At 63.4% G+C, this 18,937-nt stretch carries 16 protein-coding genes; 9 read left to right on the forward strand and 7 right to left on the reverse strand.

Annotation, left to right across the window (positions count from 1 at the left end; all coding sequences use genetic code 11):
* Positions 1-9: 9 nt before the first annotated feature.
* Positions 10-1,494 carry a YdgA family protein gene (locus E0D86_RS06590; protein WP_131649200.1) on the forward strand — a complete coding sequence of 495 codons (1,485 nt, stop codon included), beginning with the start codon at positions 10-12 and terminating at the stop codon, positions 1,492-1,494.
* Between the two features lie 204 nt (positions 1,495-1,698).
* On the opposite strand, the gene E0D86_RS06595 is transcribed toward E0D86_RS06590, so the two are convergent.
* Complete coding sequence (locus E0D86_RS06595; protein ID WP_131649201.1) at positions 1,699-3,516, reverse strand: bifunctional UDP-sugar hydrolase/5'-nucleotidase; 1,818 nt, start codon at positions 3,514-3,516, stop codon at positions 1,699-1,701.
* A 266-nt stretch (positions 3,517-3,782) separates the two neighbouring features.
* On the opposite strand from E0D86_RS06595, the gene E0D86_RS06600 reads away from it, so the two are divergent.
* A complete protein-coding gene (locus tag E0D86_RS06600; protein ID WP_131649202.1) occupies positions 3,783-4,274 on the forward strand; it encodes a DUF4126 family protein in 492 nt (163 codons plus the stop codon).
* Positions 4,275-4,514: 240 nt separating this feature from the next.
* Here E0D86_RS06600 and E0D86_RS06605 read toward each other — a convergent pair whose 3' ends face one another.
* The 5 genes from E0D86_RS06605 to trpB form a co-directional block, all read right to left on the reverse strand.
* Positions 4,515-5,309 (reverse strand): hypothetical protein, encoded by a 795-nt coding sequence (locus tag E0D86_RS06605; protein WP_131649203.1) that lies wholly within the window; start codon positions 5,307-5,309, stop codon positions 4,515-4,517.
* Between the two features lie 422 nt (positions 5,310-5,731).
* Positions 5,732-6,574: a glutathione-dependent disulfide-bond oxidoreductase gene (gene yghU, locus E0D86_RS06610; RefSeq protein ID WP_131649204.1), complete on the reverse strand. Its 843-nt coding sequence runs from the start codon at positions 6,572-6,574 to the stop codon at positions 5,732-5,734.
* Between the two features lie 220 nt (positions 6,575-6,794).
* Positions 6,795-7,319: a transposase gene (locus E0D86_RS06615; RefSeq protein WP_131649205.1), complete on the reverse strand. Its 525-nt coding sequence runs from the start codon at positions 7,317-7,319 to the stop codon at positions 6,795-6,797.
* A 147-nt stretch (positions 7,320-7,466) separates the two neighbouring features.
* Complete coding sequence (gene trpA, locus E0D86_RS06620) at positions 7,467-8,276, reverse strand: tryptophan synthase subunit alpha (protein WP_131649206.1); 810 nt, start codon at positions 8,274-8,276, stop codon at positions 7,467-7,469.
* Entirely contained in the window at positions 8,273-9,484 is a 1,212-nt protein-coding gene (trpB, locus tag E0D86_RS06625) for a tryptophan synthase subunit beta (RefSeq protein ID WP_165914210.1), read from the reverse strand. The genes trpA and trpB overlap by 4 nt, the downstream gene beginning before the upstream one ends.
* 127 nt (positions 9,485-9,611) lie before the next feature.
* Here trpB and E0D86_RS06630 point away from each other — a divergent pair, with 127 nt between their 5' ends.
* Entirely contained in the window at positions 9,612-10,535 is a 924-nt protein-coding gene (locus E0D86_RS06630; protein WP_131649208.1) for a LysR family transcriptional regulator, read from the forward strand.
* A 194-nt stretch (positions 10,536-10,729) separates the two neighbouring features.
* Here the strand turns inward: E0D86_RS06630 and galE are convergent, their stop codons facing one another.
* Positions 10,730-11,794 (reverse strand): UDP-glucose 4-epimerase GalE, encoded by a 1,065-nt coding sequence (gene galE, locus E0D86_RS06635; protein WP_131649209.1) that lies wholly within the window; start codon positions 11,792-11,794, stop codon positions 10,730-10,732.
* An 856-nt stretch (positions 11,795-12,650) separates the two neighbouring features.
* Between galE and E0D86_RS06640 the strand changes: the two genes are divergently transcribed.
* The 6 genes from E0D86_RS06640 (at position 12,651) to E0D86_RS06665 (ending at position 18,854) form a co-directional block, all read left to right on the forward strand.
* Positions 12,651-13,835 carry a glycosyltransferase family 1 protein gene (locus E0D86_RS06640; protein WP_131649210.1) on the forward strand — a complete coding sequence of 395 codons (1,185 nt, stop codon included), beginning with the start codon at positions 12,651-12,653 and terminating at the stop codon, positions 13,833-13,835.
* Positions 13,823-15,064 (forward strand): UDP-galactopyranose mutase, encoded by a 1,242-nt coding sequence (gene glf, locus E0D86_RS06645; RefSeq protein ID WP_165914211.1) that lies wholly within the window; start codon positions 13,823-13,825, stop codon positions 15,062-15,064. The genes E0D86_RS06640 and glf overlap by 13 nt, the downstream gene beginning before the upstream one ends.
* Before the next feature lie 13 nt (positions 15,065-15,077).
* The gene (locus E0D86_RS06650) at positions 15,078-16,232 is read left to right on the forward strand and encodes a beta-glucosidase (RefSeq protein ID WP_131649211.1); all 1,155 of its coding nucleotides are present in this window, start codon (positions 15,078-15,080) and stop codon (positions 16,230-16,232) included.
* Entirely contained in the window at positions 16,229-18,034 is a 1,806-nt protein-coding gene (locus E0D86_RS06655) for an ABC transporter ATP-binding protein (protein ID WP_131649212.1), read from the forward strand. Before E0D86_RS06650 ends, E0D86_RS06655 begins: the two co-directional genes overlap by 4 nt.
* Positions 18,031-18,246 carry a KTSC domain-containing protein gene (locus E0D86_RS06660; protein WP_131649213.1) on the forward strand — a complete coding sequence of 72 codons (216 nt, stop codon included), beginning with the start codon at positions 18,031-18,033 and terminating at the stop codon, positions 18,244-18,246. The genes E0D86_RS06655 and E0D86_RS06660 overlap by 4 nt, the downstream gene beginning before the upstream one ends.
* Positions 18,247-18,638: 392 nt before the next feature.
* Complete coding sequence (locus E0D86_RS06665) at positions 18,639-18,854, forward strand: dodecin (RefSeq protein WP_131649214.1); 216 nt, start codon at positions 18,639-18,641, stop codon at positions 18,852-18,854.
* Positions 18,855-18,937 lie beyond the last annotated feature (83 nt).

Below are 18,937 nucleotides of genomic sequence, written 5' to 3' on the forward strand. Positions count from 1 at the left end.
GATGCTTCCATGAAAAAGCTCGCGCTCGCCGTTGCCGTACCCCTGGCCCTCTTCGGGGCTGCCACCTTCTATACCAGCACGCAGGTCGAATCGACCGCCCGCGATGCCGTCGACCAGGCCAACGTCAAGCTGCACGAGATGAGGGCCGGCGGCGGAGCCGACGTCAGCCTGAAGCTGCTCAACTTCGACCGCGGCCTGCTGTCCAGCGCCGCCCGCTACCAGATCGACATCGAGATCCCTGATGACGAAGGCGGCACCCGGCAGTACTCGGTGTTGCTGCAGGACCGCCTCGAGCACGGCCCATTTCCCGTCTCCCGCCTGGCCCGCGGCCAGTTGATACCGGTCGCCGCCCAGAGTCACTTCGAGCTCGAGCGGACGCCTCTGACCGAGAAGCTGTTCGATGCCGCTTCGGGTGAAATCCCGCTGGTGGGCGATGTCACCATTGGCTATGACGGCCGCCAATACGGCGATCTGCGCTCGGCCGCATTCAACGTTCAAGATGAAGAGGGCACGGTTCGCGTCTCGTCCGGCACGATCAATTTCGAAGCGGCGAAGGATGCCACCGCCGTGCGTATGGACGGCGAACTGCCAGAAGTCGACATCAACCTGCAACACAGCGTCACCGGCAAGCCGGTGCGCATGAGCCTGCGCGGCTTCAGCCTGAGCGCCGACAAGCTGGAGGACACCAATGGTTTGGCCCTGGGTCCGTCCGCCGTCACCCTCAAGCGTATGGAAATCCAGACTGGCGACGAACCCGCCGTTGTTATTCAGAACGCGTCCGTCGAGGAAGCGCTGAGCCAGGGTAGCGGTGGCCTCGACCAGACGCTCGCCTACCGCGTCGGCCAGGTGGAAGCGCAAGGTCAGACCTTCAGCAACCTCGCGCTTGCCTTCAGCCTGCGCAATCTCGATGAAGGCAGCCTCAAAGCCCTGCTCGACAGCTACAAGGAACTGTTAGAAAGCGGCTCCGACCAGCAGGACGCGATCGCCAATATGACCGATGCCCAGCAGCAGAAATTGCAGGCTCAGGCCGTGCAGCTGCTCCAGCACAAGCCCACGTTGGCGCTTGATGAATTCGGCTTCGAGACCGCTCATGGCACCGCCCGCCTGTCCGTCGTGCTCGACCTGCGCGGCCCAAGCGAAGACGCTTTCACGCCCGACGCGATGATCACCAGCATGCTCGCCTCGCTCAAAGCTGAGGCCGGCATCGACAAGGGTCTGGTGCGCGATGTGGTCAGCCTGATCGCGCAGCGCCAGCAGCAGGGTGGTCAGGTCGACCCTGTTGCGCTGAAGCAGGAAACCGACGCCACTACTGATCTGTTCAGCGGCATGGCGCTCAACGCGGGCTGGTCCCGCCTGGAAGGCGACCGTCTGGTCAGCTCCCTGCACTACGCCGACGACCAGGTGACCTTCAATGGGCGCGAAATGAGCGTCCAGGAGTTCATGAGTTTTGCTTTCGGTTCGGTACAGGGTTCCGGTCTGCTCGGCAACCGCTAACCCCGCGTCGGAACGCCCGTAGGGTGGGCTTCAGCCCACCAAAGAAGCGCCCCGGTTTGCTAGATGAAGGTCGCCGTTCGATGTGACCTTGACCTGCCGGTCTGGCTCCTTTGGTAGGCGGTGGCTGAAGCCCACCCTTGCGCGGCGTGCCTGATGCATGGAGAAGGATGGCCTCGTCCCATCCACTCCCTTACTTCTTCGCCATCAATCCACTCGCTCAATCCTCCCCGCAACACTCCCACCAAACGGCTGCGGCAATCCTTCGATGTAATCCACCAGCGCATCCAGATCCACCGGGCCGAAGACGCGGTTGGTGCCTTCGGTGAGCACGGTGAAGTTGTCGCCGCCGCCGGCGAGGAAGGAGTTGACCGTGACGCGGTAGGTCGCGGCGGGGTTGATGGGCGTGCCGGTAGCGTCGCGCATTTCGATCACGCGGCTGCCTTCGGGGCGGCTGGCGGCCCAGCTGTACTGGATGCCGGATGGTTTGAGGATGCGCGCGTAGCTCTGGCCGATCCATTGCTGTTCCAGCAGCGTCTTGATCTGCGCGCCGGTCAGGTCCATGGAGACCAGATCGTTGGCAAAGGGCTGGATGGCGAACAGCTCGCCCCAGGAGACTTCACCTCCCGCCAGGTCCGCGCGGATGCCGCCCGGGTTCATGAAGCTGATCTGGGCATCGGTGGCGACGCGCTGGGCATCGGCGATCAGGTTGCCCAGCGCCGATTCGCCCGCGGGCGTTTCGGTGCGGGTGATGTCGCCTTGAGCCACGCCTACCAGGCGCGCCACCAGCGGTTCGACGCGGGCATCGGCCTCTGCCACCAGCGCGGCGACTTCGGGGTCCGGCGACAGGCCGGCGCCTTGGTCGGCCCAGGTGGTGATTACAGCGGCGGACTTCTCGACGATGTCGCGGCTGCGGCGGCTGACCACCAGTTCGATATCGGCGTAGGCGGTGCCGGCCGAGAACGCCTGGGTCACGAGGATCGGTTTGCCGCTGGCGTTGGGCACCAGGGCGTTGGTGAAGCCGTGGGAATGCCCAGAGATGACCACGTCTACTTCGTCATCCAGGCGCTCGATGATGTCGACCACCGGGCCGGTGACCGTGTCTGCCTCGGGGTTGGTCGGGCCGTCGTAGCTGGTCTGTTGGCCGCCCTGGTGCAGCGCGACGACGATGGCGCGCACGCCATGTCGGCGCAGCTCGGCAACGGACTGGTTGATGGCATCCGCCTCGTCGATGAAGCGCAGGCCGGCCACGCCGCTCGGCGAGACGATCGACGGGGTTTCCTTCAACACGGCGCCAATCACGCCGATGCGCACGCCATCGCTGAAGTAGACGGAGTAGGGCGGCAGCAGGGATGCGCCGGCGCTTACATCGATCACGTTGCTCGACACCATGGGAAAGCGCGCGCCTTCCCAAGAGGCTTCAAGGAACGGCCCGTTGCGATGGTTGCCGCCGGTGAGCTGGCGCAACAGTTCTGCTTTTCCATTATCGAATTCGTGATTACCGAGGGTACCGAGCAGATTGCAGCGCTGCTGAGCGAAGGGCTGCACGCTGCGCGGCATGTTCATCTGGCGGCTGAATGGGCGGCAATGAGGGTTGGCCAGCAGGTTGAAGAAGCTGATCGACGGCTCATCACGCAGCAAGGCGGAGTTGGGCGGGGAAGCACCGACCTGATCGCCGTCGTGCACGATTAGGGTGTTCTCGTTGCTGGCCGCCTTGAGGTAGGCGGCCAGGACAGCTGCACCGCCTGCCGGCCGCCCGGCCACGCTGCGCGGCGACAGCTGGCCGTGGAAGTCGTTGATGCTGAGCAGGTTGATGGACACCACCGGCTCGACCCGCCAGTCCGGTGCGCGCCAGCTGCGTCGCTCGCTGGCCTGCTGCCGGGCCTTGAGGCCTTCCAGGCGATCTTCACGGTAATCCTGCTCGATGGAACCGTGCTCGGGCTGTATTTGAGTTTGAGCCAGAGTCGGGCCGGCGAGGCCGACCAGGCTTGCCGCGAACAGCCAATCCAGTATGCGCGTACGCATTGCGAGTTCCTCGGTGCGGTGGGGTGCGACCGAAATTAGGAAGCGCAGGTGGCAGGTTGATGACTGCTTGTTGGCGTTTTCGCGAGAGGCGACGTGCGGCTTATCGGTAACCGGGAGCGGCAGTCGGTTGCGTGAGGCCATGGCCTTGCGAAGGAGAGGGCTGGCCTTTGTCATAGCGGGGCATGTCATCCGTCGCTGGCCGTGCCTGGCGCCGAACGCTCACAGCGGGCGTCCGGTCGGTATTAGCAACCATGGGAGATTTGACGATGACGATATCCAGCAATCTGTTTTGGGGCGCTTTGGCACTCGGCTTGGTGACAGGCATGCGCAGCACACTGGCGCCGACGATGGCCAGCCGAGCGCTGGCAGCTCATGACGACATCGATGAAGCAGACGAGCCGGCGCGAACGCTGGCTTCGCATCGCGCCCAACAATTTCTGATGCCCATGGCCGCTGCCGAATTGCTCGGCGACAAGATGCCTTTCGCGCCGGATCGGACGATTCTGCCTTCGATGATGTTTCGTGCGTTATCGGGCGGCGTGACCGCGGCGGCGTTGGCCGGCGCTCGGCTGGAGCCGATTTGGCTACCGGCGCTGATCGGCGCGACGGCAGCGCTGGTCGCGTCAGAGGTCGGGCTCAACCTGCGCAAGCCTTACCAGAGCCATTCGCTGATGAATGCCGCGCTGGGGCTGGCTGAAGATTGTGTGGCGTTGTCGATCGGGAGCGCTGGGTTACAGCGGGCATTGGGCGAGCGGTGACTTTCGGGCCAGGGCTGAAGGCTTGCCGTTGTGCTCCTACGGGTTGGTTTGCCAGCTGAGCGGTGTATCAGGCTCAACCTATTCCGAGCCTGGACCGGTGAGCTGTGCCCATTGAAAACTTCGGCTGCTCTCGTTTTGACGATGATGTGAGACAGCCACACTACGTTTCGAGCGGCTACAGCCCTAAATCGACAAAAAAGGACCGCATCGCGCGGCCCTTGGTTAATCAAAAGCCAGCACTCAGCTTTGCCGCTTGATCACGCATATCCGGTCGCTGCATGTTCCCGCCTGGGTGGGATCCATGCCCTGCGTCGCGTCGCGGGCGGCAACACTGTCACCGGCCAGGCCGCCACCGGTCGGGGAGGAGGTGGCGGTGGTTTCCGGATAGCCTGTCCCGGCGCGTTTGGCGGCGGTGCCTACATCGTAGCGGCCAGTATCGCCGGAGCCTGTGTGAGCATCGACAGTGTGGCCTGTGCCTGCTGCGCTGCCGCCCAGGGCGCCTGCATCGAGATGCGTGCTTCCTGAACGACCCGCATCGCCGGTGGTATGGGCGGTCCCAACGAAATGCTTGTCGAGATGGCTGTCGCCGCCCGTCGCGCCGGCGTAGGGGCTGGTCGGCCCGGCATAGCCCGGCGTTGAGCCGGAGCCGGTACCGTTGTCATCAATGCTAATGGCGCCGTTGTACTCCAGCGCATCACGCGCCCTGACGAGTTGATCATCGTCGTATATATCTACGGCGAGCACCGTGGCGCCTCGGCGCACCGCCTCCGGATACGCCGTGGCGTGGCGGCGATGGTCTTCATGCGGCTCATGGCCGAACAGCGACTTGAAGAAATGCGCGACCTTGGATTCGTGATGCGTGCGGTCCACGGTGCTGCCTGCAGTGGAATAGGGCGTGTCGTAGCCATGGATTTCCGCGCTCTCGGCGCCTACGGTATGGATCTGCTCCCGAGCAATGCCCCTCGACATCAGGTCGCCATAGGTGCGGCTGGCGTCGGTTGGCGTTGCGAACGCTGCTACCAATGTGTGTTTCATGATTCACCTCGCGTTGTGTTGAACAACTGGGTATGCGGAGCGCTGCGCTTATAAGGGCCTGACGACAGGCTCAGGCGCGAGCAGCCATGAACGTTGGCCGCTTCGGCAGCTATCAAGAGCAACGCCCGTGAACATTGGGTCTGGCTGCAGGGCCATAGTTCAGAAATGAAGCATCGGCCGTTGGGAGGCTGGCCGGAATCGCACAAGCGCCGCGGAGGTTTCGGGTGGTTGGTTAGTGCGGGCCGGGTCTGCGAGGGTTGTTCTAAGCGCTGGCTTTCGGCGACGCCGGGGTTAAACGGGTAGCGGCGGTATTGTGGGTTGGGTGTCGCATCGGCCGATGCTACGACGTTGCGTGGGAGAGGGTGGAAAAGGCTTCGCCGTTTTCCACCCCTAGGATGTGGGATCCGAGTTCTCCGACGGGCTCAGTCCAGATCTGACGCGCTGTGCCGTTCGGGCGCCTGTTCCGACTCTTCGCCCCAGGTGCGATTGACCTTGCGGCCGCGGATTACGGCAGGGCGTTCGGCCACTTCGGCGGCCCAGCGCTGCACATGCTTGTAATCCTGCACCGAGAGGAATTCGGCCGCGTTATACAGCTCGCCGCGCACCAGTACGCCGTACCAAGGCCAGATGGCCATGTCGGCGATGGTGTATTCGTCGCCCGCGATGTAGCGGTTTTCGGCCAGTTGGCGATCCAGCACGTCGAGTTGGCGCTTGACCTCCATCGCGTAGCGGTTGATCGGGTATTCGTACTTTTCCGGTGCGTAGGCATAGAAATGCCCGAAACCGCCACCGAGGAAGGGCGCCGAGCCCATCTGCCAGAACAGCCAATTGAGGGTTTCGGTACGGGCCAGCGGTTCGGTCGGCAGGAAGGCGCCGAATTTTTCCGCGAGATAGACGAGGATCGAACCGGACTCGAACACACGCAGCGGTTCGCCCCCGACGCTGTGATCGGCCAGTGCCGGAATCTTGGAGTTCGGGTTGATCTCGACGAAGCCGCTGCCGAACTGATCGCCGTCACCGATCTTGATCAGCCAGGCGTCGTACTCCGCACCGGCGTGGCCGAGGGCGAGCAGCTCTTCGAGCATGATGGTGACCTTCACGCCGTTGGGCGTGGCCAGCGAGTAGAGCTGCAGCGGATGCTTGCCGACCGGCAGCGCCCGCTCCTCCCGCGCGCCGGCGGTCGGCGCATTGATACTGGCGAAGGTGCCGCCCGAGGGTGCGTCGTGCGTCCAGACTTTTGGCGGTACGTAGGTGGTATCAGGCATGGCGATCTCCTCGAAGGGGTTTGACCGGGGATGTGCGTAGCATCCTACGCGTTCAGCCAGCGTGGTCGAAATCGAGCTGGTCGATATTGGTCATCGACGGTGGGTGGTTGGCGTTATTCATAGCTCCGCGACGTTCACGGTGGGCTAAAGCCCACCCTACGTGGGAGTAGTGCCATGCCATGTGTAGGGTGGGCTTCAGCCCACCAGGTTCCTTGCCGGCCTATTCACCGAATAGGCCGTCCGCCCCGGCGCTGCCTGCCCAATCGCTTGGTAATAGCCCTTTCCCCACGTACCGATTGAAGCTTGAATAGGGCCAGTCGGCGACGCGCTCTACCAGCCCGTGCTTGACCGGGTTGTAGTGGATGTATTCAACGTGGCGTTGCAGGTCCGATGCGTCCCGTATCTGGTGTTCCCAGAAGCGGCGTTGCCAGATGCCTTTTTCCCGCCTGCGCGTTTTGCTGGGGCTTGCGGTGGCCGCAGGGAACTGGCGGGAAAAAGTGCTTTTGAGCAGGCTCCAGCGACCGGCGAAGTCGGCATCGCCGTCCGGGAGCGACCAGATGGCATGGAAGTGGTCGGGCAGGATGCAGATGGCGATTGTGCGAAAAGGACGGGAGCGTTGGGTCTGGCCATACGCATGGCGAAGCAATGCGATCTCGTCGATTAATAATCGAGATTGTCGGTCGGCCAGAGTTAGTGTGAAAAACCAGGTGCCGCCAGGCACCCGGCTTCGGCGGTAATTGGACACGGAGGCCTCCTTGCCTGCATGGGTGATACGGATGGCGTGTACGGGAAAAGGTGGGCTGAAGCCCACCCTACGGTCCGCCCGGGTTACCGGGGCAACGGGTTTTGACCGAAGCGCTGATGTAGGGTGGGCTTTAGCCCACCATGGCCATCAACTCCGTGCTTTTCGAACGCCTTCACTCAGCTCTCGACACAATCCCAACACACCCTCGACCGCTTGCTGGCCGCTTTCGGCATTGGCGATCTGGTCGATCAGCGCCGAGCCGACGACTACGCCATCAGCCAGGCGAGCAATCGCTGCGGCCTGTTCCGGCGTGCGAATACCGAAGCCGATGGCGACGGGCAGATCGGTGTGGCGCTTGAGTCGCGCAACGGCTTCCTCGACGTGTTCCAGCGTCGCGGAGCCGGCACCGGTCACACCGGCCACCGAGACGTAGTAGACGAAGCCCGAGCTGCCGTTGAGCACGGTGGGCAGGCGCTTGTCGTCGGTGGTCGGGGTGGTCAGGCGGATGAAGTCGATACCCGCGGCCTGGGCCGGGTCGCAGAGGTCTTCGTTATGTTCCGGCGGCAGGTCGACGACGATCAGACCGTCGACGCCGGCTTCCACGGCCTCGGTGATGAAGCGTTCGACGCCCATCTTGTGGATCGGGTTGAAGTAACCCATCAGCACCAGCGGGGTGTCTTGGTTGCCCTGGCGGAACTCGCGGACCATCTGCAGGGTTTTCGCCAGATTCTGGCCGTTTTCCAGGGCGCGAATATTGGCCAGCTGGATCGCCGGGCCGTCGGCCATGGGGTCGGTGAAGGGCATGCCCAGCTCGATCACATCGGCGCCGGCCTCCGGCAGGCCCTTGAGGATGGCCAGCGAGGTGGCGTAGTCCGGGTCGCCGGCGGTGATGAAGGTCACCAGCGCGGCGCGGTTTTCCTGTTGCAGCTGGGCGAAGCGCGACTGCAAGCGACTCATATACGTTCTTCCTGTTCGGCAAAGTGGTGCATGACGGTCTGCATGTCCTTGTCGCCGCGACCGGACAGGTTGACCACCATCAGATGATCCTTGGGCAGCGTGGGTGCGCGTTTGAAGACTTCGGCCAGCGCGTGGGAAGACTCCAGCGCCGGGATGATGCCTTCCAGGCGGCAGCACTTGTGGAAGGCGTCCAGCGCTTCCTGGTCGGTGATCGAGGTGTACTCGACGCGGCCGATGTCGTGCAGCCAGGCGTGTTCCGGGCCGATACCGGGGTAATCCAGGCCGGCGGAAATCGAGTGGGCATCGATGATCTGACCGTCGTCGTCCTGCAGCAGGAAGGTGCGGTTGCCGTGCAGCACGCCCGGTACGCCGCCGTTGAGGCTGGCGGCATGCTTGCCGGATTCGATGCCGTGACCGGCCGCTTCGACGCCGATGATTTTCACGCTCTGGTCATCGAGGAAGGGGTGGAACAGGCCCATGGCGTTGGAGCCGCCGCCGATGCAGGCGACCAGCGAGTCGGGCAGGCGACCTTCCTGGGCTTGCAACTGATCACGGGTTTCCTTACCGATCACGGCCTGGAAGTCGCGAACCATGGCCGGGTAGGGGTGCGGGCCGGCGACGGTGCCGATCAGGTAGAAGGTGTTGTGGACGTTGGTTACCCAGTCGCGCAGGGCTTCGTTCATCGCGTCTTTTAAGGTGCCGGTGCCGGCGGTGACCGGGATCACTTCGGCGCCGAGCAGCTTCATGCGGAAGACGTTGGCCTGCTGGCGCTCGATGTCGGTGGTGCCCATGTAGATCACGCACTGCATGCCGAAGCGCGCGGCCACGGTGGCGGTGGCCACGCCGTGCATGCCGGCGCCGGTCTCGGCAATGATGCGCTGCTTGCCCATGCGCCGGGCCAGCAGGATCTGGCCGATGCAGTTGTTGATCTTGTGCGCGCCGGTGTGATTGAGCTCCTCACGCTTGAGGTAGATCTTCGCGCCGCCACAGGCCTCGGTCAGGCGCTCGGCAAAGTAGAGGGGGGAAGGGCGGCCGACGTAGTCGCGCTGGAAATAGGCCAGCTCTTTGGCGAACTCTGGGTCCTGCTTGGCCTTTTCGTATTCAGCGGCCAGCTCGTGGATCAGCGGCATCAGGGTTTCGGCGACGTACTGACCGCCGAAGTGGCCAAACAGGCCCTTGGCATCAGGGCCGCTGCGGAATGAGGTCATGGTCATCTCCTGCGGGAATGGGTGGCGGCAATCGATTCCAGCAATTGCGCGATGGGCTGGAAATTAACCGAGTCTGACGCGGATAAAAAGCGATAAGATCGCCGCAACCTGTCAGGAAATCTCACCGATGAGCCAAGATCTTCCTCCTCTTAACGCGCTGCGTGCCTTCGAAGCTGCTGCTCGCCTGCAGAGCGTAAGCCAAGCGGCAGCGGAGCTCAGTGTGACCCACGGTGCCGTCAGCCGGCAGATTCGCTTGCTCGAAGATGACCTGGGCGTCGCGTTGTTTAGCAAGGAGGGGCGCGGCGTAAAACTCACCGATGCGGGGCTGCGGCTGCGCGATTCGGCGGGCGAGGCGTTCGAGCGGCTGCGCAGCACTTGCGCCGAGCTGCGGCAACAGACCGTCGATGCACCTTTCGTGCTCGGCTGTCCCGGCAGCCTGCTGGCGCGCTGGTTCATTCCCCGACTCGATCGGCTTAACCGTGAGCTGCCGGATCTGCATCTGCAGTTATCCGCCAGTGAAGGTGAGCTGGACCCGCGCAAGCCTGGTCTGGATGCCACTCTGTGGTACGCCGAGCCGCCGTGGCCGGCGGACATGCAGGTGTTCGAGCTGGCTGCCGAATGCATCGGCCCGGTGCTCAGTCCGCATCATCCGAATTGCGCCAAGCTGCGTCAGGCGCCGGTCTCGGTGCTACTCGACGAAGCGGTGCTATACCCCACATCCCGGCCGCAGGCGTGGCCGGCCTGGGCGCAAGGCAATGGTATCGACCCGGCCCGTCTGAAGATGGGGCAAGGCTTCGAACACCTCTACTTTCTATTGGAAGCGGCGCTGGCTGGATTGGGTGTGGCTATCGCGCCGCAACAATTGGTTGCCGACGACATACGCCAGGGGCGCTTGCTGGCGCCTTGGGGGTTCGTGGAGACCCGCGCCAAGCTGGCGCTGTGGGTGCCGGCGCGGCGGGTGAATCGGCGGGCGGAGCGGTTGGCCGAATGGCTGCGCAACGAGCAGGCCGGCACCGAATCAGTGGAAAGTAGCCTTGGCAGGACTAGGTAGCAGGCTGCGGTGGGCTGAAGCCCTCCCTACAAAGCTGAATACGCACTGTAATGCCGTCGGGTGGCTGGGCGGCGTTCCGCTTCAGCCCAGCGAAATTTGGTCGAACCCGCTGGCCGGGGTAGCAGGTAGGGTGGGCTTTGGCCCACCGTCGTAGGGTCGTCGTGTACTGGTGGGCTAAAGCCCACCCTACGGGTCTAACTCGCCAATGCGGTTTCGGCGGTCGCTGCGACCTTCTCGGCTGGGACTTCCGTCGCATAACCCTGCGGATTACGGCTTTGCCAGCGCCAGGCGTCGGTGAGCATCGTCAGCAAATCCTTATCCGCCTGCCAGCCAAGTTCTTCGCGGGCTTTGGTCGGGTCGGACCAGCATTGGGCGATGTCGCCAGGACGGCGTGCCTTGAAGACGTGGGGCAATGGGCGACCAATGACTTCCTCGAATGCGGTGACCATCTGGCGCACCGAATAGCCACGGCCGGTACCGAGATTCCAGACCGATACGCCGCGAACCAGATCCAGCCGCTCCAGTGCCTGGAGATGCCCCTTGGCCAGGTCGACGACGTGGATGTAGTCGCGCACGCCGGTGCCGTCCGGGGTTGGGTAGTCGGCGCCATAGATACTCAGTTGCTTGCGCCGACCGACCGCCACCTGAAGCATGTAGGGCAGCAGATTGTTGGGGATGCCGTTGGGGTCTTCGCCGATCAGCCCGGACTCGTGCGCGCCGATGGGGTTGAAGTAGCGCAGCAAGGCGATCGACCAGCGCGGGTCGGATTCGGCCAGCCCCTTGAGCACGTTTTCGGCCATCAGCTTGGACTGGCCATAGGGGTTGGTCGGAACGCCGGTCGGGCACTTCTCGGTGATCGGCATCCGCGGCGAGTCTCCGTAGACGGTCGCCGACGAGCTGAATACCAGCCTGAAAATGCCGGCTTCGGCCATCGCCTGGCACAACGCGATGCTGCCGCTGACGTTGGTCTCGTAGTAGCGCAGGGGTTCGCGCACGCTTTCCCCCACCGCCTTGAGCCCGGCGAAATGCAGCACGGCGGTCACCGGATAGGAGGCGAACAGCGCATTGAGCAGCGACCGGTTGCGCACGTCGCCTTTGACGAATTGCACCTTGCGGCCGGACAACGCCTCGACTCGGTCCAGCGCCACCTTGGAGCTGTTGCACAGATTGTCCAGCACTAGAACCTCATGGCCCGCCAGGAGCAGCTCCAGCACTGCATGGGACCCGATGTAGCCAGCTCCTCCCGTTACCAGAATCATGTTTCCACCTCGCGTGAGAATTCTTTCGACGCGCACGGAGACTGCGGCTGGCCGTATGAGCGCGGTCGCTGCATGGATCTCCAGGGTTGGGTTCGGCGAACCGGGTGGTGCTACTGCGAAAGCACGCTGCGCCGGTGCCGGGGTAAATCATGCGTCCTGTGATAAGGACGGGAGAGTTGCGGTCAAGTTCCAACGAGACGACCGCCAGCCGATGACCGACCGCTTTGTCGGATAACGCGCGGCTGAAATGAGCGCGGATGAACAAGGCGCCGCGACCCGTGGAGTGCGCTCCGCGCACCAAGAACGGCTGAACCCAGGAAGTGTGCTCAGGCGCAACGTCGTGCCCGGCCCGAACGCCGGTTGGTGCGTGGAACGCACCCTACGAATGATGCCGCCCCGGAAGATTGCCCAGGTTCTTCTGAGCGCCGGTCCGGTAGGGTGCGCTCCGCGCACCAAGCGCTGCTGAAACCAGGCAACAGGCTCAAGCGCAACGTTATGCCCGGCCCGAACTACGCCTGGTGCGTGGAACGCACCCTGCGAATGCCGTCCCGTGGGTGGCGCAGGTTCGCCTGAAGCGTCAGCGCCAGAGCGAATGCGCGAAAGAGGCGGTGCAGAGGCTTCAGACGAACCTTGGACAGAAGCCTTCGACATTGCATCGCCGAGCGCTCTCATGCACCGCAACCCGGCAAAGGGAACCTTGACTTGCCCGGCGTCGTCCATAACCCGCGGGCTGCGCTTGGTACGCCACGAGCGTCATAGGCAGCGAGCCCCGACATTTATGTGTTTGCGCAGGCAGCGCGGGCCAATGCGATGCAGCAGAACGGACTCTGAAGATTTCGCGATCCGAGAGGTGTTCATGAGCTGGGCCGGCCCTTATCAATACGAGATTGGAAAATCCCCCGAGAAGCAGGAGACGCCGCCCGAAGTCGTTTTCGATGAGCAGGTTCCGACTCTGCTGTGTCTCTCGCATCTTCGCTGGAGCTTTGTCTATCAGCGTCCGCAGCACCTAATGTCGCGGTTCGCGCGGGACTTCAACGTGCTCTTTTTCGAAGAGCCCATTCCCACCGAAGACGCCCAGCCCTGGCTGGAAGTCCGCCCGGAAGAGAACGGCGTGCAGATACTGATTCCCCGTCTTCCCCAGGGTTGCGGCGGCGAGACGGCCCTGCGCGTCCAGCGCGACCTGCTAGATGGCTACCTGGAAAAGCTCGGCGTCAACGACCTGATGCTCTGGTACTACACGCCGATGGCGCTCGGTTACGCCGGCCACTTGAAGCCCAAGCTCACCGTCTATGACTGCATGGACGAACTCTCCGCGTTTCGCGGCGCGCCACCCGAGCTGGTGGAGCGCGAGCGGGAATTGCTGCAGCGTGCCGACGTGGTCTTTACCGGCGGCTACAGCATCTGGGAAGCCAAGCGCGAACTGCACGACAACGCGCACGCCTTTCCCAGCAGTGTCGACGTCGCGCACTTCGCCGAGGCGCGTCGGACCCAGGCCGATCCCGACGATCAGGCGGAAATCCCGCACCCGCGGCTGGGCTTCTACGGGGTGATCGACGAGCGCTTCGATATCCAACTGGTGGCCGAAGTCGCCGAGAAGCGTCCTGACTGGCAGTTCGTGCTTATCGGGCCGGTGGTCAAAATCGACCCGGCGGAGCTGCCACAGCGCGGAAACATTCACTACCTGGGCGGCAAGACCTATGACGAGTTGCCCCGGTATCTGTCCGGCTGGGACGTGGCGATCATGCCCTTCGCGATGAATGAATCGACACGCTTCATCAGCCCGACCAAGACCCCCGAATACCTGGCCGGCGGTTGCCCGGTGGTGTCCACACCGATCAGGGATGTGGTGCGCACCTACGGTGACACCGAGATCGTCCATATCGCCGACAGCCCCGACGCCTTCATCGCCGCGGTGGAGAGCGCGCTCGTCGATAGCCAGGACCGTGACCGCCTGTTGAGAACCGCCGACGAGATCCTCGGTGACATGTCCTGGGATCACACCTCGGCCCTGATGAAGGAGAAGATGCAATGCGCGATCTAAGCCTGCGAGACAGCAATCCCGAACACGCAGGCGGTGGCGCCAGCGATCATTCTTCCGGCCGTCGGCGCGGCTTCGACTACCTCATCGTCGGCGCCGGATTCGCCGGCAGCGTACTGGCCGAGCGGCTGGCGGCCGGGCTGAACAAGCGCGTGCTGGTGGTCGACCGGCGACCGCATATCGGCGGCAATGCCTACGACCATTACGATGAAGCCGGCGTGCTGATCCACCGCTACGGGCCGCACATCTTTCACACCAACGCCCAGCGCATCGTCGACTACCTCTCGCGCTTCACCGAGTGGCGCCCTTACGAGCACCGCGTGCTGGCGCAGGTGGACGGCCAGGAAGTGCCGATCCCGATCAACATGACCACGCTGAACAAGCTCTACGGCCTGAACATGACCACCGAAGAGGAGGCGGCTAACTTTCTCGCTAGCCGTGCCGAGCCGGTGGCGGACATCCAGACCAGTGAAGACGTGGTGATCAATGGCATCGGCCGTGAGCTATATCAGAAATTCTTCCGCGGCTATACGCGCAAGCAGTGGGGGCTGGACCCGTCGCAGCTGGACAAATCGGTGACCTCGCGCATCCCGACGCGAACCAACATCGATGACCGCTACTTCACCGATACCTTCCAGCAGATGCCCAAGCACGGCTACACCAAGATGTTCGAGAAGATGCTCGCGCACCCGAACATCAAGGTGATGATCAACACCGATTACCGCGAGATCCGCGACGAGGTGCAGCACGACCACCTGATCTTCTGCGGGCCGATCGACGAATACTTCGACTACCGCTTCGGCAAGCTGCCGTACCGTTCGCTGAAGTTCGAGCACAAGCAGCTCGATCAGGAGCAATTCCAGGCGGTCGGCACGGTCAACTACCCGAGCGAGGATGTGCCCTACACGCGCATCAGCGAGTACAAGCACCTCACCGGTCAGGTTCATCCGAAGACCAGCATCACCTACGAATACCCCTCGGCTGAAGGCGATCCCTACTACCCGATTCCACGGCCGGAAAATGCCGAGCTGTACAAGCGCTACCAGAAGCTCGCCGACGAAACCCCAGGCGTCACCTTCGTCGGTCGCCTCGGCACCTACAAGTACTACAACATGGATCAGGTCGTGGGCCAGGCGCTGGCGCTGTACAAGCGCATCGAGGAGGCCGAGCGCGGCCCAGAACCCGGCGAGAGCGTTGAACACAGCCAGTCGCTGGCTGAACAAGCACCCTGAGGCGAGGCGTACGATGCATCAGCCCACGTTGTTCAAGAGTTTTTTCATGGGCGGCTTCGAATGCTCGAACCACCGCCGTAGCGATGGGCGGCGTCTCGATCTGCTGGCCGCCACCGGCCATGACCGCTGGGCTGCGCATGACTATGGCGTACTCCAGCGCCACGGTTTGCGTAGCGTGCGGGACGGGCTGCGCTGGCACCTGATCGAACGCGCGCCTGGCCAATACGACTGGTCGAGTTTCCGGCCGATGCTACAGGCCGCGCAGCGTCATGGCACCCAGGTGATCTGGGATCTTTGCCACTACGGCTGGCCGGACGACATCGATATCTGGAGGCCGCAGTTCGTTGAGCGTTTCGCCCGTTACGCGGCGGCGGCGGCGCAGCTGATCAAGGACGAAACCGACACGGTGCCCTTCTACGCGCCGCTCAATGAAATCTCCTTCTGGGCCTGGGCCGGCGGCGACGAAGCCTATTTCAATCCGATGGCGCGCGGTCGCGGCTTCGAGCTCAAGCATCAGCTGGTGCGTGCCACCATCGCCGCGATGCAGGCGATCCGCGACGTCGAACCACGGGCACGTTTCGTCCAGGTCGACCCGGCCATTCACGTAGCGGCGGCCAACGACCGCCCCGGGCCGCAGCGTGAGGCCGAGCGTTTTCGCCAATCGCAGTTCGAAGCTTGGGACATGCTATGCGGTGAAGTCTGGCCGGGCCTCGGCGGTGCGCCGGAATACCTCGACGTGCTGGGCGTCAATTACTACTCCAACAACCAGTGGTATCACGGCGATGGCCGCACCATCGAGCGCGACAGTCCTGACTATCGGCCCTTCAAAGGCATCCTCAGCGAAATATGGCAGCGTTACAAACGGCCCTTGCTGATCGCCGAAACCGGTGCCGAGGGCGACTTGCGCGGCGACTGGCTGCGCTACGTCAGCGAGCAGGCGGGGCTGGCCATGCAGCGCGGTGTGCCGGTAGAAGGCATCTGTCTCTATCCGGTGCTCGACTACCCAGGCTGGACCGACGACCGCCATTGTCCAGTCGGGCTGTTGGGCTTTCCCGATGAAAACGGCAACCGCTGCGTGCACGAAGGGCTGGCCGATGAGCTGCGCCTGCAACAGTTGAGATTCAGCCAGTTCAACGCCACGCTGCCTCTCGCCGAAGCATTGCCATGAACGTACCGGCCCAGCCGCCCAAAGCGAAGCCCCAGGAGGCGCCGCTTCCAAGCCGGCCGGTGGCCTTTCTCTGGCATTACATCTGTGGTCGACCGTGGCATTTCAGCGGCTTGCTGGCGCTGATCATCGGCGCCGCCAGTTGTGCGGTGGCGGTGCAGTACGGCATGAAATTGCTGGTGGACGCCATGGCCCAAGGCAGTTCGGATCGAGGCGCTGCCAACGTCTGGTTTCCGTTGGGGCTGTTCATCAGCCTGATCGTCATCGAAAACGTGTTCTGGCGCCTCGGCGGCTGGCTCGGCTGCCGCACGGTGGTGGCCAGCGTCGTGGACATCCGCGTCGATCTGTTCAAGCACCTGACCGGCCACCCGATGCGCTATTTCACCGAGCATTTCGCCGGCTCGCTGGGCAATCGAATTTCTGCGGTCGGCCAGGCGGCCGGCGCGATTTATGGCGGATTGGCGTGGAAAATCGTCCCGCCGATCGTCGATTTCATCGGCGCGGTGGTGGTGCTGCTGACGGTCGATGTGCGCATGGCGGTAGCGCTGATCCTCTTCGTCGCCATCGTCGCCGCGCTGATCACCGGATTCGGCATTCGTGGCCGCTCCAAGCATCAGCGGTTCGCTGCACAGTCGGCGCGGGTCGGCGGTGAATTGGTCGATGCGGTCTCCAACGTCTGGACTATCAAGGCGTTTTCCGCGCGCGATCGTGAGGCCGAACGCCTGGCCCATGAGATCGGCTATGAAGCCCGCGCCCAGCGGCGCAGTTGGATGTACCTGGAAAAAGCGCGGGTCATGCACGACATCTGCTTGTCGGTGATGGCCGGCGGCATGTTGATCTGGGCCATCAAGCTGTGGATCGGCGGGGAAGTAACCGCCGGTGATGTGGTGCTGGTCAGCGCACTAACCTTCCGCATCCTGCATGGCTCGCGCGATCTGGCGCTGGCATTGGTGGATGCCACTCAGCAGATCGGTGCCATCGACGACACCCTGCGCATCATCGTCCAGCCGCACGGCCTGGAAGACAGCGACGCTCAGCTGTTGCTGGCCGAAGGCGATATCACCTTCGAAAACATCAGCTTCAGCTACCCCGATCGCGGTGCGGTGTTCGAGCAGCTGGACCTGCACATTCCGGCCGGGCAAAAGGTCGGCGTGGTGGGCTCCTCGGGGGCTGGCAAGTCGACGTTGATCAACCTCATCCAGCGCCTCGATGACGTGAATGACGGGCGCGTCCTCATCGACGGTCAGGACATTCGTAGCGTCAGCCAGGACAGCCTGCGCGAGAAGATCGCCGTAGTGCCGCAGGAAACCGCATTGTTCAACCGCAGCATTCGCGAAAACATCCGCTACGGCCGCCCAGGCGCCACCGACGAGGAAGTGATCGCCGCCGCGCGCAACGCCTTCTGCGACGCCTTTATCCGTGAGCTGCCGCAGGGTTACGACACGCTGGTCGGCGAGCGCGGCGTGATGCTCTCCGGCGGTCAGCGTCAGCGCCTGGGCATCGCTCGCGCCTTTCTCAAGGATTCACCGATTCTGATCCTCGATGAGGCCACCTCGGCGCTCGATACCCAGTCCGAAGCCGAGATCCAGGCGGCGCTGAACAACCTGGTGCATAACCGCACCGTGGTGGCGGTGGCGCATCGACTGTCCACGCTGTCGAGCTTCGACCGGATCATCGTGCTGCGTAACGGCCGCATCGTCGAGGACGGCCCGCCACATGAATTGCGCAGCCGGGGCGGCGAGTTCGACGCGCTGTGGCGGATGCAGGCCGAAGGCTTCAAGCAGCAACCTGATCCAGCTATATGAAGCGCGTCGCGGTGTCCTCGCGCAGCCTGCGCTCGCTGGGCTATGACCCTGACGAACAGGCACTGGAAGTGGAGTTTCACAACGGCTCGGTCTATCGCTACGAGCAGGTGCCTGCCGAGGTCGTCCAGGCGCTGCTCGAAGCGGATTCGCTGGGGCGGTATTTCAATCAGGTGTTCAAGCCGCAGCACTACAGCTACCTCCGGCTGAAATAGGGTGGGCTTTAGCCCACAAACGAGGCCGGCGCCGCTGGTGGGCTGAAGCCCACCCTACTTGCTATTCGTGCCTGCGACTTTCCTTTTCAACGGCTTCGACTGCACCGTTGCGCTGAACTTACGCGCCCCTGCGCGGGCCTCAATCAGACAGGACGCGTCACTACCGAGCGGAGGCTCCTCAGCTCCGTAGGGTGGGCTTTAGCCCACCAACGAGGCCGGCGTTACTGGTGGGCTGAAGCCCACCCTACTTGCTGAAGCCCACCCTACTAGCTGCCCTCCGTACCGACGTGATTGAGGCGTTGCGCTGAACTTCCGCGCCACTGTGCGGGCCTCAATCAGACAGGATGCGTCACCACCGAGCGGAGGCTCTTCAGATCAGAAGGGGAAAATCTATGTCGGATCATCACACGTACAAGAAGATTGAAATCGTCGGCTCCTCGCGCAACAGCGTTGACGAAGCGATTCAGAACGGTATCGCCGAAGCCAGCAAGTCGCTGCGCAACGTCGAATGGTTCGAGGTGGGCGAAATTCGCGGCCATGTCGAGAATGGCAAGATCGGCCATTTCCAGGTCACCATGAAAGTCGGCTTCCGCCTCGCCGATAGCTGATCGCCGTTGTTGTTGGCTGCTGGGTGGTGGGCTGAAGCCCACCCTACATAGGAGCGGAACACTGCCGGCCGGTAAGGTGGGCC

Origin of the sequence: Pseudomonas sp. IC_126, from assembly GCF_004331835.1 — a bacterium.
Lineage (GTDB): Bacteria > Pseudomonadota > Gammaproteobacteria > Pseudomonadales > Pseudomonadaceae > Stutzerimonas.

Excerpts from the sequence above, each read along its gene's own strand:
- E0D86_RS06605 (WP_131649203.1), bottom strand. The coding sequence starts at position 5,309 with ATGAAACACACATTGGTAGCAGCGTTCGCAACGCCAACCGACGCCAGC.
- E0D86_RS06630 (WP_131649208.1), top strand. The coding sequence starts at position 9,612 with ATGAGCCAAGATCTTCCTCCTCTTAACGCGCTGCGTGCCTTCGAAGCT.
- yghU (WP_131649204.1), bottom strand. The coding sequence starts at position 6,574 with ATGCCTGATACCACCTACGTACCGCCAAAAGTCTGGACGCACGACGCA.
- E0D86_RS06600 (WP_131649202.1), top strand. The coding sequence starts at position 3,783 with ATGACGATATCCAGCAATCTGTTTTGGGGCGCTTTGGCACTCGGCTTG.
- E0D86_RS06595 (WP_131649201.1), bottom strand. The coding sequence starts at position 3,516 with ATGCGTACGCGCATACTGGATTGGCTGTTCGCGGCAAGCCTGGTCGGC.
- glf (WP_165914211.1), top strand. The coding sequence starts at position 13,823 with ATGCGCGATCTAAGCCTGCGAGACAGCAATCCCGAACACGCAGGCGGT.
- trpB (WP_165914210.1), bottom strand. The coding sequence starts at position 9,484 with ATGACCTCATTCCGCAGCGGCCCTGATGCCAAGGGCCTGTTTGGCCAC.
- trpA (WP_131649206.1), bottom strand. The coding sequence starts at position 8,276 with ATGAGTCGCTTGCAGTCGCGCTTCGCCCAGCTGCAACAGGAAAACCGC.
- E0D86_RS06650 (WP_131649211.1), top strand. The coding sequence starts at position 15,078 with ATGCATCAGCCCACGTTGTTCAAGAGTTTTTTCATGGGCGGCTTCGAA.
- E0D86_RS06640 (WP_131649210.1), top strand. The coding sequence starts at position 12,651 with ATGAGCTGGGCCGGCCCTTATCAATACGAGATTGGAAAATCCCCCGAG.
- E0D86_RS06660 (WP_131649213.1), top strand. The coding sequence starts at position 18,031 with ATGAAGCGCGTCGCGGTGTCCTCGCGCAGCCTGCGCTCGCTGGGCTAT.
- E0D86_RS06590 (WP_131649200.1), top strand. The coding sequence starts at position 10 with ATGAAAAAGCTCGCGCTCGCCGTTGCCGTACCCCTGGCCCTCTTCGGG.
- galE (WP_131649209.1), bottom strand. The coding sequence starts at position 11,794 with ATGATTCTGGTAACGGGAGGAGCTGGCTACATCGGGTCCCATGCAGTG.
- E0D86_RS06655 (WP_131649212.1), top strand. The coding sequence starts at position 16,229 with ATGAACGTACCGGCCCAGCCGCCCAAAGCGAAGCCCCAGGAGGCGCCG.
- E0D86_RS06665 (WP_131649214.1), top strand. The coding sequence starts at position 18,639 with ATGTCGGATCATCACACGTACAAGAAGATTGAAATCGTCGGCTCCTCG.